Here is a 15,088-nt window from a genome sequence, read left to right as displayed (position 1 = left end):
GCGGAGTGCCCGCATTCCCGATCGAGCGGTGGGCGTTCCTGCTCGCCGACGAGCCAGGCGCCTGGACGAAGGGCTTCGACGACAGCGCCTGGCGACCGGTGCGGGTGCCGCACGACTGGAGCGTCGAGCTCGACTTCTCGCCGGAGTGCGCGAGCGGGACCGGCTATCTGCCGGGCGGCATCGGCTGGTACCGCGCGCACGTCCCGATGGCCGCGCTGGGGCTGCGCCCCGGCGCGGGCGGGGCTGAGGCGGCGTGGTCGGGCGACGGGCCGCACGTGCGGCTGGTCTTCGACGGCGTGTACAAGAACTCCGACGTGTGGGTGAACGGCTACCACCTCGGCGGAAGGCCGTCCGGGCACACCGGCTTCTCCTTCGACGTGAGCGAGATCGTCTCCTACGCGCCCGATGAGGATCTCGTCGTGAGCGTGCGGGTGGACCGCACCGAGATCGCCGACGCGCGCTGGTACAACGGCGCGGGGATCACCCGCGGTGTGCGGCTCGAGGTGCACGACGCGGTCCGCGTGGACGAGCACGGCACCACGTTCGCAACTCTCGCCCTCGACGACGCGGCGGCGACGATCCGGATCGACCAGGTCGTCGTGAGCGACCTCGCGGCCCCCGTCGCCGTGCAGGCGCGGCACGAGCTGCGCTCGCTGAGCTCGGATCGCGTGCACGTCTTCGAGACGGAGGTCCTCGTGCCCGCGGGCTGCCGTGCTGCCTCCGCGGTCGTCGCGACCGTGCCGGATCCCGAGCGCTGGTCCGACGACGCGCCGCACCTGCACCGGCTGACCTCGGTGCTGACCTGGACGGCCGACGGCGTCGCGCGCCGGGCCGAGCACGCCGAGATCGTCGGGATCCGCACGATCGCGTTCGACCCGGACCGCGGCCTCCTCGTGAACGGGCTGCCGCGGGTGCTCAAGGGGGTGTGCCTGCACGAGGACGCGGGTCCCTTCGGCACCGCCGTTCCGGCCGACGTGTGGCTGCGCCGGCTGCTGACGCTGCAGGACGCCGGATGCAACGCGATCCGGATGGCGCACAATCCGCACGCGCCCGAGCTGTACGCGCTGTGCGACGCGCTCGGGCTCTTCGTGATCGACGAGGCCTTCGACGAGTGGGAGAGCCCGAAGAACAAGTGGTGGCAGGGGCACAACGTGTACCCGCCCAAGCACGAGGGGTACGCGACGCACTTCCCGGACTGGCATGGGCGTGATCTGCGCGCGATGGTCGAGCAGAACCGCAACCGTCCCTCGATCGTCGCGTGGAGCATCGGGAACGAGGTCGACTACCCGAACGATCCGTACGCGAGCCCGTTGTTCGCCGAGATGACCGGCAACAACGACGCCGCGAAGCCGGCCGAGGAGCGCCGCTACGACCCGGGCCGCCCGGACGTGCGCCGCCTGACGACGATCGCACGGCGTCTCGGCGCGATCGTGCGCGCCGCGGATCCCACCCGGCCGGTGACGCTCGCGGCCGCGTTCCCCGAGCTCTCCAGCCGCACCGGGCTCCTCGACGACCTCGACCTGATCGGCTACAACTACAAGGAGCAGCTGTACGACGCCGACCACGAACGCTTCCCGCGCACCCCGCTCCTCGGCAGCGAGAACGGGCACGGCTACGCCGAGTGGCGGGTCGTCGCGGACAACGACTTCGTCGCGGGGCAGTTCCTGTGGACCGGGATCGACTACCTCGGAGAGGCGCACGGCTGGCCCGTGCACGGGTCGGGCGCGGGGCTGCTCACGCTCGCCGGCTTCCCGAAGCACGGCTGGCACCTGCGCCGGAGCTGGTGGTCGGATCGCCCGACGGCGTCGCTCGTCGCGCGGCCGCTGCCCGGGCCGGGAGAGCCGCGGGATCTCTGGTCGCACCCCGTGCATCACGTCGTACCGGCGTCAGGGGAGATCGAGGTGCTCGCGTTCACCGCCGGCGGCGAGCCGCGCCTGTCACGGGACGGGAGAGTGCTGCCGCTCGAGTTCGACGCGGACGGCGGGTACCTGCGCACGGTCGTCGCCGCGGACGGCGGGCCGTTCGTCCTGGAGGTGCGCGACGCGGCCGGCTCGGTCGTGGCGCGCGACGAGCTGCACCCGCCCGGCGAGCCGGTGCGCCTCGAAGCCGTCGCGTGGACCGCGCCCGCCGCGGCCGTCGACCGCTGCCGTGCGGCGGGCATCGACGTCGGACGCGTGCTGCAGGTGGAGTGCGTGCTGCGCGATGCGCAGAACGCGATCGCGGTCGGCGACGTCGAGGTGTCGGCGCGGGTCGATGGCGGCGTGCTGCTGGGGCTGGAGAACGGGGACCTCGCCGACGTCACGCCGTACCGCAGCGACACCCGGCGCACCCACGGCGGCCGCCTCGTCGTGTTCGCGCGGCCGGAGGACGCCTGCGCCGTCCGGCTGGCCGCGGGACTTCTCCCGGCTGTTACGGTTCAGGGATGAGCATGCCCGCGCAACGGCGGACGTCGCGTGACATCCGCAGCGATTCCCGTCTCGACGTGCTGCACGCGGTGCTGTCGGCGGGCGAGACCACGCGCAACGCGATCGCTCAGGACACCGGGCTCAGCGCGGCGACCGTGGTCACGATCGTCGGCGAGCTGATCGACGAGGGCATCGTCGTCGAGACGAAGGTCACCGCGGGACGGGTGGGCCGCCCGACCGCGACGCTGGGCATGAACCCGCAGCGCGGCCGCGTGGTCGGCATCGACGTCGCGGAGACCTACGTGCGCGCCGTCATGTTCGACACGGCGCTGAACCGCATCGGCGAGGCGGAAGGCGCGGGGGACGAGCACGTGCTCGAGCCCGACACGATCGTCGAGGGGATCGGATCCGTGCTGGATCTGCTCCTGGCACAGGAGGGCGTCGCGCGGGAGAGCGTGCTGGGCGTCGGGATCTCGCTTCCGGGTCTCGTGCAGGGGCCCGACGGCGTGGCCGTGGTGGTGCCGAACTGGGAGTGGCGCAGCGTCGAGCTGGATCACCTGCGCGAGCGGGTCGGCATGCCTCTCGTCATCGACAACCCGCTCAGGGCCATGGTCGCCGCCGAGCTCTGGCTCGGCCGCGGACGTTCGGCGTCGAGCATGGTCACCGTGAATCTCGGCACCGGCGTCGGCGCGGGCATCGTGCTGGAGGGGAAGGTGCTGCGCGGCGCCACCAACTCCGCGGGCGAGTGGGGGCACTCGCTGCTGATGCTCGACGGCCGGCTGTGCCGCTGCGGTCGCCGCGGCTGCGTCGAGGCGTACATCGGCGTCCCCGGCATCCACCAGACCCTCCGCGAGCTCGCGCCCGCGCACCCGCTCGCCGAGGTCGAGCTGCAGCACGACTTCATCGTCTCCCTCGCGGAGTCCGCGCGCGGAGCGGATCCGGACGCGGCGGCCAGGGAGACGGTCACGCGCACGGCCTCCTACCTCGGATCCGCCCTCGCCGATCTCGTCGCCGTGCTGAACCCCGAGGTCGTCACGCTGACCGGCTGGACGACGTGGGCGCTCGGGGACCTGCTGGTCCCGGTCGCGCGCGAGCGTCTGCGCTCGGAGGCGCCGGGGGAGGCGGGCGCGGCCGTGCAGCTGGAGGTGTCGACCGTGAGCGGGAACTCGGTGGCGACCGGGATGGCGATGATCGCGCTCGAGCGCACCCTCGTCGACGCCGGACTGCTCACCACCAGGATCCCGGTCGCGCTCTGAGGCGAGCCCGTTCAGCGCAGCAGTCGCACGGTTCCGATCGCCGGGCCGGCGACCGTGACCGAAGCCTCGCCGACGGCGGCGAAGGAGAGCAGGATCGTCCCCGGCTCGCCGGCGGCGGCCAGGAGCTCGCCGATCGGGTAGTCGACGTCGTACACCTCGTCGCCGGCGTCGAGGTGCTGGGTCGCCACGACGGCGTCCCCGATCCGGATCGTGATCGCGGCCGGGTCGGCGCCCGTGCGGTATCGCACGCGCAGGGTGCGCGCGCCTTCCGCGCGCATCCGCACGGCGAAGCTCTCCGCGGTGGTGCGCCAGCGATGCCCGCCGTCCGAGAACGCCTCGGTCGCGGTGCCGCGGAACGCGTGGTCGGATTCCGGCTGCTGCTCGCCCAGGGCGACGACGTCGACGGTCGCGCCGTCGACGGCGAGACCCGCATCGAGCTGCTCCAGCTCCGCGCGCCGGGCCGCCGCGTCGCCGTCCGCCACGGGCCAGTACACGGTGTACCGGGCGTCATGGAGGGCGGCGAACGGCTCCAGCTCGACCGGGTCGGCGCCTGCCGGGCGCAGCAGGATCCGCCCGTCATCGGTGCGCTCGAGCTCGGCGGCGCCGGGGCTCGTGATCGGAAGGTCGGTGAAGGGCAGCAGCGGGCCGTGCGCGATGTGGCCCATCCTGCTGTCGTCCGCGCGCAGGCCGTCCAGCTGAGCGGCGCCGGCGCGCGCGGCGAGCACGGACGGGCCGGCCAGGAACGCCTGCCAGCCGGAGCCGTCCGGCAGCCGCTCGGCGCGCAGCCGCACCGGCAGCCGGAAGGTCACCCGGTCCCCGTCCGTCCAGGTGCGTGCGATGCGGATCGCGCCGGGCTCGGTGCGCACGTCGACGGATGCGCCGTTCACGCGCAGCTCGTGGAGCCCGCCTGCCCAGGACGGCGCGCGTACCCGCAGGGGGAAGGCGCGCGGACGGTCCAGCGCGATCGAGATCGCCACCTGGTCCGACTGCGGGAGATCCGCGTCGACGCGCACGCGCGCCCCGAACTCGGGCAGCTCCGCTTCCGCGGGCAGGAACAGGTTGACCGCGAGGGCCGAATCCTCCACGCCGAACGTCCACTCCGCGGCCGCGCGCGCCTGCGTCTCCAGGCCGGTGCCGACGCAGCACCAGAACGCGTGCTGCGGCTGCGAGTAGACCCGGTAGTGCCGCGGGCGCATCGGGGTGAAGTACACGAAGCCGCCGTGCTCGGGGTGCTGCGAGGCGAGCACGTGGTTGAACAGCGCGCGCTCGGCGTAGTCGAGGTGCTCAGGCCGCAGCTCGCGCTCGGCGAGGGCTCGGGTGAGCTTGAGCATGTTGGCGGTGTTGCAGAACTCCGGACCCTCGCGGTCATCGATCATCGGGGTGAAGTCGCGGGCGTCGTGGAAGTGCTCGCGCACGCTGTTGCCGCCGATCGCCACCGTGCGGCGCTCCACCACCGTGCGCCAGAACGTGTCGGCGGCCGCCAGGAACGAGTCGTCGCCGGTCGCAGCGGCCGTGCTCGCGTAGCCCACCGCCTTGGGGATCTGCGTGTTCGCATGCAGGCCGGTCAGGGCGTCCTCGCCGCGCAGCAGCGGATCCAGGATCGCGCGGTGCGAGAACCGGCGCGCGGCGGCGGCGTAGTCGTCGCGGCCGGTGAGCAGGGCGAGCTGCGCGTAGGCGTCGTTCATGCCGCCGTATTCGGTGTCGAGCATGCGCTCGAACGTCGCGTCGTCCAGCCGCGAGGCGATCGGAAGCCACCAGTCGGCGAGGTTCTCGACGACGGCGAGAGCCTGCGCGGATCCGGCCACGACATGGGCGTCGATGAGTCCCTGGAACGTCTTGTGCAGGTTGTACCAGGGCACCCAGTGCGCGCTGGACGCGAGCTCGGCCACGGCCGTCGGGCCGCCGGATCCCAGAGCCTCGAACAGCGCCTGACCGCCGGGCACGCCTCCGACGTAGCCGCCGCCGTTCGCGGCCTGGATCTCGGCGAGCTCGGTCACCATGCGCTCCAGTCGTCGCGGCGCCTCCTCGCCGACGCCGGCGGCGGTCAGGAACGCCAGCGCCGACAGGACGTGCCCGGCGGTGTGGCCGTCCAGGCCGGAGTCCTCCCAGTTGCCGTAGCTCGCAGCCCGGGCGGGCAGCCCCGCCTCGCGGCGGAAGGGCGCCAGGAGGCGATCCGGCTCCAGGGACATCACATAGCGGAGATCGAGGTCGCGGGCGTGCGCGAAGGGTCCTCCGGTGAGGCGGACACGGTGCAAAGGGAGGAATCTCATGACAGGTTGTAACGCTACACAGAACGTGGTTTTATCGCTACAAAGAGTCGTCGTCCTCCGAGGGAACCCATGATCCGCATCGCCCGCGCCGCCGGCGCCCCCACCATCGACCGCCGCATCTACGGCCAGTTCGCCGAGCATCTCGGCCGGTGCGTCTACGAGGGCCTGTGGGTCGGCGAGAACTCCGCCATCCCGCACCGCAACGGCATCCGCAAGGATGTGGTCACGGCGCTGCGGCACATCAAGGTGCCGGTCGTGCGCTGGCCGGGCGGGTGCTTCGCCGACGAGTACCACTGGCTCAAGGGCGTCGGATCCGATCGGCAGCCGATGGTGAACACGCACTGGGGCGGCGTCGTCGAGTCGAACGAGTTCGGCACGCACGAGTACTTCGAGCTGCTGCACCAGCTCGACGCCGAGGCCTACATCAACGGCAACGTCGGCAGCGGCACGGTGGCCGAGATGCAGGACTGGATCGAGTACATGACCCTCGACGCCACGGCTCCCATGGCCGAGCTGCGCAAGCGGCACGGGCGCGAGCAGCCCTGGCGCGTCGAGTTCTTCGGCGTCGGAAACGAGAGCTGGGGCTGCGGCGGGAACATGCTGCCGCTGCACTACGCCAACCAGTACCGGCAGTTCCAGACCTACGTGCGCCAGTACGGCCAGCACCCGATCTCGAAGATCGCGTGCGGCGCCAACGCCGACGACTACGAATGGACCGAGGTGCTCATGGCGCGCGCCGCGGGGCACATGGACGGGCTGAGCCTGCACTACTACACGCTGCCCACCGGCGAGTGGGACGTGAAGGGCGCCGCACTCGAGTTCACCGACCACGAGTGGCACGAGACGATCCGCCAGGCGCGGCGGATGGACGACCTCGTCGCCCGGCACGCCCAGATCATGGACAGGCACGACCCCGCCAAGCGGGTCGGCCTGATCGTCGACGAATGGGGCACCTGGTACGACGTGGAGACGGGCACCAACCCCGGCTTCCTGTACCAGCAGAGCACCCTGCGCGACGCAGCGGTGGCGGCCGTCACCCTGAACATCTTCCACCGGCACGCCGATCGGGTGCGGATGGCGAACATCGCGCAGCTGGTGAACGTGCTGCAGGCGATGATCCTCACCGACGGCGCGCGCATGCTCACCACGCCGACCTACCACGTGTTCGACCTCTACACCGACCACCAGGACGCGGAGTACGTCGACATCGCGCGCGGATCCCTCGGCGCCGAGATCGACGCGACCGCGTCGTACAAGGACGGCGCCTACGCGATCAGCCTCACCAACACCGCCCTCGACCGCGAGATCTCCATCGAGTTCGAGCTGCCCGGCCGGATCGAGGACGTGCTGCGCGCGCAGGTGCTCGGGGGTGCTGCTGCGACGGCGCACAACACCTTCGACGATCCCGAGACGGTCGGGCTCGTCGAACTGCCGGTGTCGGTCGACGGCGCGACCGTGCGGGTGGTGCTGCCGCCGCACGCCGTCGCCACCGTCCGGCTCGCCGTCGCGGAGTAGGATCCTCGCGATGACGACGATGCAGGACGTGGCCAGGCATGCGGGCGTGTCGGCGATGACCGTGTCGAACGTCATCAACGACCACCCGCACGTGCGCGCCGCGACCAGGGCGAAGGTGCTCGCCTCGATCGCCGAGCTCGGCTACCACGTCAACACCGCGGCCAGGACGCTGCGCCAGGGGCGCACCGGCGTGGTCTGCCTGGCCGTGCCGGAGATCGACCGGCCGTACTTCGGGCACCTCGCGAGCCTGCTGATCGATCGCGCGGCCGCACGCGGCTTCGAGCTCGTCGTCGAGCAGACCGCGGCGAGCCGCGACCGGGAGCTCGACGCGATCTCCCGGTCGCGCCTGCGCAACTACGACGGCCTGATCCTCAGCGCCGTGCAGCTGCACGACGACGACGCGGTGCTGCTGCGCGGGGACTTCCCGACGGTCCTCCTCGGGGAGCGCGGGTTCACCGGCCCGCTGGACCACGTGGTCATGGCGAACGAGGAGGGCGCGGCGCTCGCCGCGACCCATCTGATCGATCAGGGCTGCACGCGGGTCGCCATGCTCGGCGGCTACCACAGCGCGGTCGGCGCGGTCGACGTGTCCACGCTGCGCACGGGCGGGTTCGAGGGGGCGCTGCGCGCGCGCGGCATCGACGAGGCCGAGGCGCCGATCCGCTCCAGCCCGTTCTCCTTCGAGGGTGCCTACTCGGCCACCGCCGCGCTGCTCGCGGACGTGCCAGACGTGGACGGGCTGTTCTGCGCGACCGACGTCGTCGCGATCGGCGCGATCCGGGCCCTCGCCGATGCAGGGCGGCGGGTGCCGCAGGACGTCAAGGTCGTGGGCTTCGACGACGTGCCGCTCGCGAGCTACGTCACACCCTCGCTGACCACGATCGCCCCGGACCACGCAGCGATGGCGGACGCGGCGATCTCGATGCTCATCGACCGCATCGAGGGATCCAGGGCTCCGGACGATTTCCGCACGGTGACCGGGCCCGTGCGACTGATCGCGCGCGAGTCCAGCGCGCGCTGACCGCTCTCGGATCCGGCGAACGGGAATCCGATCCCTTCCGATGCTGAAAGGTGCATCCCATGCGCACGTCCTTCTCTCCGCGTCCCCCGATGGGCTGGAACAGCTGGGACTGTTTCGGCACCACGGTCACCGAGGAGGAGGTGCTCGCCAACGCCCGCTTCCTGGCCGAGCATCTGCTTCCGTTCGGCTGGGACACGATCGTGATCGACATCGACTGGTCGGATCCGACGGCCCGCAGCCACGGCTACAACGATGCGGCGCCGCTGTGCATGGACGACCACGGCCGGCTCGTGCCCGACCCGGGGCGGTTCCCGAGCGCGGCGGGCGGCCGCGGATTCGCCCCGCTCGCCGAGCGGATCCACGCGCTCGGCCTGCGCTTCGGCATTCACACCATGCGGGGGATTCCGCGCCGCGCCCTCACCGCCGACGCGCTGATCCTGGGCACGGACGCACGGGCCTCCGACGTGGCGGATCCGCACAACGTCTGCGAGTGGAACCCCGACATGGTGGGGCTCGACCATTCGCACCCCGCCGCGCAGGCCTACTACGACAGCACGCTCGCGCTGTACGCGGGGTGGGGCGTCGACTTCATCAAGGCCGACGACATGCTCTGGCCGTACCAGGCGGCCGACATCGAGGCGTACGCGCGAGCGATCGAGCGCACCGGCCGGCCGATCGAGTTGAGTCTCTCGCCGGGCCGCGACCTCTCGCTCGCGCAGCTGGAGCATCTGCGCGAGCACGCCACGATGTGGCGCATCTGCGACGACCTCTGGGACCGCTGGGAGGACATCGAGGCGAACTTCGCCCGCTTCGCGCGGTGGGCGCCGCATGCCTCGCCGCGCGGCTGGCCCGACGGCGACATGCTGCCGCTGGGCAGGATCGGGATCAGGGCAGAGCGGGGCGAGGCACGGCAGGACCGGCTCACCCCTGCCGAGCGGGTCTCGCTGCTCACGCTCTGGTACATCGGCCGCTCTCCGCTCATGCTCGGCGGCGACCTGCCCACGAGCGATCCTGCGACGATCGCGCTGCTGCAGAACGCCGAAGCGCTCGCGGTGCACCGCGACTCGATCGGCAACCGCGAGCTGTTCCGTGAGGGCGATACCGTCCTCTGGGGCGCCGAGCACGCCGACGGCACCCGGTTCGCCGCCGTGTTCAACCTCGCCGACGCGCCGCGGGAGCTCGTGCTGGATGTGCGCGCGCTCGCCTTCGAGGGTGGCGGCGCGATCACTGAGCTGTGGACGAGTGAACCGCTGCGCGCCGAGGCGGTGACCGAGCAGTCCGACGCGGCGCGCGGCGTCGCCCCGGGCAGCCGAGCCGTGCGCCTCGCCCTTCCCGCGCACGGGGCCGCGCTGCTCCGCTGCGACCCCGCGGATGGCGCCGCCCTGATCCGACGTCGGGTCCACGGCGCAGGCCGCAGGGCCGTACACTCACAGGCGTGAGTGACCGCAAGCCGCAGCGTGCCGTCGGGGTGCGGGACGTCGCCGCGCTCGCCGGCGTCTCCCGGCAGACCGTGTCGCGCGTGCTCAACGACCATCCCGACGTCGCGCCCGAGACCCGCGCCCGCGTGGTGGCCGCGATGGAGGAGCTCGGCTACCGCATGAACAACGCGGCACGCGCTCTCGGCACTCAGCGCACGCGCACGATCGGCGTGCTCGCCTCCGACGCGCTGCAGTACGGCCCCTCCCGCAGCATGGCGGCCGTCGAGGCCGCGGCGCGGGCGGCCGGCTACTGGCTCACCGCCGCTTTCGCCGACTCCGGCGATGCGGCGTCGGTGATGGCCGCGATCGAGCACCTGCAGGCGCAGTCGGTGGACGGCCTGGTGGTGTTCGCCCCGCACGCGCGCACCCTCGACGTGCTCGACGAACTGCGGATCGGCATCCCCACGGTGATCCTGCACGCGGCGGAGCGATCCGTGTTCTCGCTGGATCAGCGCGCGGGGGCGCGGATGGCGGTCGCGGCGCTGGCCGACGCGGGGCACACCCGCATCGCGCACCTCGCCGGGCCCGTGGACTGGCTCGAGGCGGAGGCGCGCGCGGCCGGCTTCGCCGAAGAGGTCTCCGCTCGCGAACTGCCCCCCGGTCTGGTCTTCGCGGGGGATTGGAGCCCGCGCTCGGGCCATGCCGCGGCGTCGGCCGTGATCGCCTCGGGCGCGACGGCGGTGTTCGCCGCGAACGACCAGATGGCGCTCGGGCTGATCGGCGGACTGCGCGCGGCCGGCGTCGCGGTGCCGGAGCGGATCAGCATCGTCGGCTTCGACGACATCCCGGAGGCGGCCTACGGCTGGCCGCCGCTGACGACGATCCGCCAGGACTTCGAGGAGGTCGCGCACCGGGCGGTCGCGCAGCTGATCGCGACTCCGGGATCCGCCGCCGCCGGCCCGGGGGCGTCGGATCCGATCGCCCCGGTCCTGGTCGTCCGCGACTCGGTGGTGCCTCCGACGGTGTGACCGGCGGCGCGCGACCGGCGGTGCGTGACCGGCCGCGCGTGACGGGGCAGTGCGCCCCGTGCCGTGACCGTCGCGAACGACCAGATGTCGATCGGGCTGCTGGCGCTCGGACAGCTGATGATGCAGAAGGTGCTGCTCGCCCTGGAGGAGCCGGACACGCTCACCGAGGACACGCCCATCCCGACCCAGCTCATCGTGCGCCAGTCGACGCGCGCGGCGCAGTGACGGCAGGGGCCCGCCCCTCTTCTTGACGCCGGCGCCGTCGGATGGCACAATTGCCGTGACCGGTCACAGTCGCCCAGGAGGATCCTCGGGCGGAACCCGAGAGGATCCGAATGACGACTTTCGCCCCCGAGGTGGAGCAGGCGATCGCCGCCGTCCGCGCGGACGTCGCGCGGCTGCACGCCGAGCTCGTGCGCTACGGCCTGGTCGTGTGGACCGGCGGGAACGTGTCCGGCCGCGTGCGCGTCTCCGAGGACGGCAGCGCCGACCTCTTCGTGATCAAGCCGTCCGGCGTGAGCTACGACGATCTCGCCCCCGAGAACATGATCCTCTGCGACCTCGACGGGAACGCGATCCCCGGCGCCGCCGGCTCCGAGCGGTCGCCGTCCAGCGACACCGCCGCGCACGCCTACGTCTACCGGAACATGCCCGAGGTGGGCGGGGTCGTGCACACGCACTCGACCTACGCGGTCGCCTGGGCCGCCCGCGGCGAGGAGATCCCGTGCGTGATCACCGCCATGGCGGACGAGTTCGGCGGCCCGATCCCGGTCGGCCCGTTCGCGATCATCGGCGACGACTCGATCGGCCGGGGGATCGTACAGACCCTGCATGGGCACCGCAGTCGTGCGGTGCTCATGCAGAACCACGGACCGTTCACGATCGGCGTGAATGCTGCGGACGCGGTCAAGGCCGCGGTCATGGTCGAGGACGTGGCCCGCACCGTGCACCTCGCGCGCGAGGCGGGACCCCTCGTCCCGATCCCGCAAGAGGCGATCGACAGCCTCTACAACCGCTACCAGAACGTGTACGGCCAGAACTCGGACGCCCGCCGATGAGCGCCCGCGACGACATCCTCGACGCCCGCACGAGCCTCGGCATCGAGCTCGGCTCCACGCGGATCAAGGCCTGCCTGATCGGATCCGATCCCGCAGACGTGCTCGCGACCGGATCCTTCGCGTGGGAGAACCGGCTCTCGGACGGCCTGTGGACCTACGGCCTGGACGAGGTCTGGGCGGGGCTGCAGGCGGCGTTGGCCGGCCTCGTCGCCGACGCGCACGACCGCTACGGCGTGCGCCCGGAGCGCTTCGGCGCGATCGGCGTCTCGGCGATGATGCACGGCTACCTCGCGTTCGACGCGGCGGGCGAGTTGCTCGTCCCGTTCCGCACCTGGCGCAACACGAACACCGGGGTCGCTGCGGCCGAGCTCACCGAGCTGCTCGGCCTGAACATCCCGCTGCGCTGGTCGATCGCGCACCTGCACCAGGCGGTCGTGGACGGCGAGGAGCACGTGCCGCGGCTGCACTCGGTGAACACGCTCGCCGGCCATGTGCACGAGCGCCTCACGGGTCGTCGCGTGCTCGGCGTCGGCGACGCCTCCGGCATGTTCCCGATCGACTCCGCGACCGGCGGCTACGACGCACGCATGGTCGCGGCCTACGACGCGCTCGCCGCGGGCCGGCTGCCGGCGCCGCTCACCGCGCTGCTGCCCGAGGTGCTGCCCGCGGGCGCCGCCGCCGGCGAGCTCACGGACGAGGGCGCGCGCTTGCTGGATCCGACCGGATCGCTCGCCGCCGGGATCCCGTTCTGCCCGCCCGAGGGCGATGCGGGCACCGGCATGGTCGCGACGAACTCGGTCGCACCGCGCACCGGGAACGTGAGCGCCGGCACGAGCATCTTCGCGATGGTCGTGCTCGAGCGTCCGCTCGCCGGGACGCACCACGAGCTCGACCTGGTCACCACGCCCGCGGGTGACGCGGTCGCGATGGTGCACTGCAACAACGGCGCCAGCGAGCTCGCCGCGTGGGCCGGTCTGTTCTCGCGCTTCTCCGCGGCGGCTGGGCGGCCGCTCGACGACGACACGGTCTTCGACGTGCTGTTCCGCGAGGCGCTCGCGGGAGAGGCAGACGCGGGCGGCCTGCTCGCCTACAACCACCTCGCCGGAGAGCCGATCGCCGGCCTCACCGAGGGAAGGCCGCTGCTCGTGCGCACGCCGGACAGCGCGTTCACGCTCGCGAACGTGCTGCGCGCGCAGCTCTACGGCGTGTTCGGCACGCTCGCGCTGGGCATGAAGGTGCTCGCCGCCGAGGGCGTGCAGCTGGATCGCATGTTCGCGCACGGCGGCATGTTCCGCACCGCCGGCGTCGCGCAGCGCTTCCTCGCCGCGGCGCTGGACGCGCCCGTCGCCGTGGGCGAGCTCGCCTCCGAGGGGGGAGCGTGGGGGATCGCGGTCCTCGCGTCCTACCTCGCGCACTCCGGCGACCTCTCCCTCAGCGACTACCTCGACCAGCGGGTGTTCGCCTCCGCGGCCCTCGCCGTCGCGGATCCGGATCCCGCCGACGTCGCCGGGTTCTCCGCCTACCTCGACCGCTACCGGGCGGGCCTGGCCATCGAGGCCGCCGCCGTCGACTCCCTGTAAGGACACGAACATGCCCACGCTCACCACCTCCCTCGACGGCTACGAGGTCTGGTTCCTCACCGGAAGCCAGCACCTCTACGGGCCGGAGACGCTCGCGCAGGTCGCCGAGCAGTCGCAGCAGATCGCGCGGATCCTGGACGAGGCCGCAGACGTGCCGGTGCGGATCGTCTGGAAGCCGGTGCTCACCGACGCGGCCTCCATCAAGCGCACCGCGCTCGAGGCCAACGCCGCCGACAACGTGATCGGGCTGGTCGCCTGGATGCACACGTTCAGCCCCGCGAAGATGTGGATCGCGGGCCTCGACGCGCTGCAGAAGCCGCTCGCGCACCTGCACACGCAGGCCAACGTCGAGCTGCCCTGGGCCGACATCGACTTCGACTTCATGAACCTGAACCAGGCGGCGCACGGCGACCGCGAGTTCGGCTACATCCAGACCCGCCTCGGCGTGCCCCGCAAGACCATCGTCGGCCACGCCTCCGACCCGCGCGTGCAGCGCGAGCTCGGCATCTGGCAGCGCGCCGCCGCCGGCCTCGCCGCGAGCTGCGACCTCAAGCTCGCCCGCTTCGGCGACAACATGCGCTTCGTCGCCGTCACCGAGGGCGACAAGACCGAGGCCGAGCTGCGCTTCGGCGTGCAGGTGAACACCTGGGGCGTGAACGAGCTGGCGGACGCCGTCGCCGCGGCGAGCGAGACCGACATCGACGCGCTCGTCGCCGAGTACGAGGAGCTGTACGAGGTCGCGCCAGAGCTGCGCAGGGGCGGAGAGCGGCACCAGTCCCTCCGCGACGGCGCGGCGATCGAGCTGGGTCTGCGCTCGTTCCTGGAGAAGGGCGGGTTCGGCGCCTTCACCACCTCGTTCGAGGATCTGGGCGCACTGAAGCAGCTGCCCGGCCTCGCCGTGCAGCGGCTCATGGCCGAGGGCTACGGCTTCGGCGCCGAGGGCGACTGGAAGACGGCCGTGCTCGTGCGCATCGCGAACGTCATGGGCGCGGGACTGCCCGGCGGCGCCAGCCTCATGGAGGACTACACCTACGACATGACCCCGGGCGACGAGCTGATCCTCGGTGCGCACATGCTCGAGGTCTCGCCGACGCTCACCACGCAGAAGCCGACCCTCGAGATCCACCCGCTCGGCATCGGCGGCAAGGACGACCCGGTGCGCCTGGTCTTCACGGCGGATCCCGGACCGGCCGTGGTCGTCGCGCTGAGCGACATGCGCGACCGGTTCCGTCTCACCGCGAACGTGGTCGAGAACGTGGAGCCGCGCGCCGCGCTGCCCAAGCTCCCCGTCGGCCGCGCGGTGTGGAAGCCGCAGCCCGACTTCACCACCTCGGCCGCCGCGTGGCTCACTGCAGGTGCGGCGCACCACACCGTGATGTCGACGGCCGTCGGGATCGACGCGTTCCGCGACTTCGCCGAGATGGCCGAGGTCGAGCTGCTCGTGATCGACGAGAACACGACGCTGCCCGAGTTCCAGAAGAACGTGCGCTGGAACCAGGCGTACTACCGCCTCGCGCAGGGCCTGTGAGGTCGGCCT

At 72.3% G+C, this 15,088-nt stretch carries 11 protein-coding genes; 10 read left to right on the top strand and 1 reads right to left on the bottom strand.

Annotated features, from left to right (window positions below):
• The first annotated feature begins 5 nt into the window (after positions 1–5).
• Both ACTJJZ_RS03680 and ACTJJZ_RS03675 read left to right on the top strand, forming a co-directional pair.
• A complete protein-coding gene (locus ACTJJZ_RS03680; RefSeq protein ID WP_440719824.1) occupies positions 6–2,426 on the top strand; it encodes a glycoside hydrolase family 2 TIM barrel-domain containing protein in 2,421 nt (806 codons plus the stop codon).
• Complete coding sequence (locus ACTJJZ_RS03675) at positions 2,423–3,661, top strand: ROK family protein (RefSeq protein WP_440719823.1); 1,239 nt, start codon at positions 2,423–2,425, stop codon at positions 3,659–3,661. The genes ACTJJZ_RS03680 and ACTJJZ_RS03675 overlap by 4 nt, the downstream gene beginning before the upstream one ends.
• A gap of 11 nt (positions 3,662–3,672) precedes the next feature.
• Here the strand turns inward: ACTJJZ_RS03675 and ACTJJZ_RS03670 are convergent, their stop codons facing one another.
• On the bottom strand, positions 3,673–5,931 hold the full coding sequence (locus ACTJJZ_RS03670) for a beta-L-arabinofuranosidase domain-containing protein (protein ID WP_440719822.1): 2,259 nt from the start codon (positions 5,929–5,931) through the stop codon (positions 3,673–3,675).
• 69 nt (positions 5,932–6,000) lie between these two features.
• Between ACTJJZ_RS03670 and ACTJJZ_RS03665 the strand changes: the two genes are divergently transcribed.
• The 8 genes from ACTJJZ_RS03665 to araA all read left to right on the top strand — a co-directional run bounded on the left by ACTJJZ_RS03665 (position 6,001) and on the right by araA (position 15,079).
• Positions 6,001–7,446, top strand: a complete 1,446-nt coding sequence (locus ACTJJZ_RS03665) for an alpha-N-arabinofuranosidase (protein ID WP_440719821.1) — start codon at positions 6,001–6,003, stop codon at positions 7,444–7,446.
• Positions 7,447–7,456: 10 nt separating this feature from the next.
• On the top strand, positions 7,457–8,467 hold the full coding sequence (locus ACTJJZ_RS03660) for a LacI family DNA-binding transcriptional regulator (RefSeq protein ID WP_440719820.1): 1,011 nt from the start codon (positions 7,457–7,459) through the stop codon (positions 8,465–8,467).
• A gap of 59 nt (positions 8,468–8,526) precedes the next feature.
• Positions 8,527–9,906 carry a glycoside hydrolase family 27 protein gene (locus ACTJJZ_RS03655; protein WP_440719819.1) on the top strand — a complete coding sequence of 460 codons (1,380 nt, stop codon included), beginning with the start codon at positions 8,527–8,529 and terminating at the stop codon, positions 9,904–9,906.
• Positions 9,903–10,913, top strand: coding sequence for a LacI family DNA-binding transcriptional regulator (locus ACTJJZ_RS03650; protein WP_440719818.1), 1,011 nt, complete (start codon positions 9,903–9,905; stop codon positions 10,911–10,913). The genes ACTJJZ_RS03655 and ACTJJZ_RS03650 overlap by 4 nt, the downstream gene beginning before the upstream one ends.
• 63 nt (positions 10,914–10,976) lie before the next feature.
• A complete protein-coding gene (locus ACTJJZ_RS03645; RefSeq protein ID WP_440719817.1) occupies positions 10,977–11,138 on the top strand; it encodes a hypothetical protein in 162 nt (53 codons plus the stop codon).
• A 110-nt stretch (positions 11,139–11,248) separates the two neighbouring features.
• On the top strand, positions 11,249–11,971 hold the full coding sequence (locus ACTJJZ_RS03640) for an L-ribulose-5-phosphate 4-epimerase (RefSeq protein ID WP_440719816.1): 723 nt from the start codon (positions 11,249–11,251) through the stop codon (positions 11,969–11,971).
• Complete coding sequence (locus ACTJJZ_RS03635) at positions 11,968–13,551, top strand: xylulokinase (RefSeq protein WP_440719815.1); 1,584 nt, start codon at positions 11,968–11,970, stop codon at positions 13,549–13,551. The genes ACTJJZ_RS03640 and ACTJJZ_RS03635 overlap by 4 nt, the downstream gene beginning before the upstream one ends.
• 10 nt (positions 13,552–13,561) lie before the next feature.
• The gene (gene araA / locus ACTJJZ_RS03630; protein WP_440719814.1) at positions 13,562–15,079 is read left to right on the top strand and encodes an L-arabinose isomerase; all 1,518 of its coding nucleotides are present in this window, start codon (positions 13,562–13,564) and stop codon (positions 15,077–15,079) included.
• Positions 15,080–15,088: the final 9 nt, after the last annotated feature.

The sequence above is a fragment of the Microbacterium sp. 22242 genome (assembly GCF_052045495.1).
Classification (GTDB): domain Bacteria; phylum Actinomycetota; class Actinomycetes; order Actinomycetales; family Microbacteriaceae; genus Microbacterium.
This window is presented reverse-complemented; position numbering and strand designations above follow the sequence as displayed.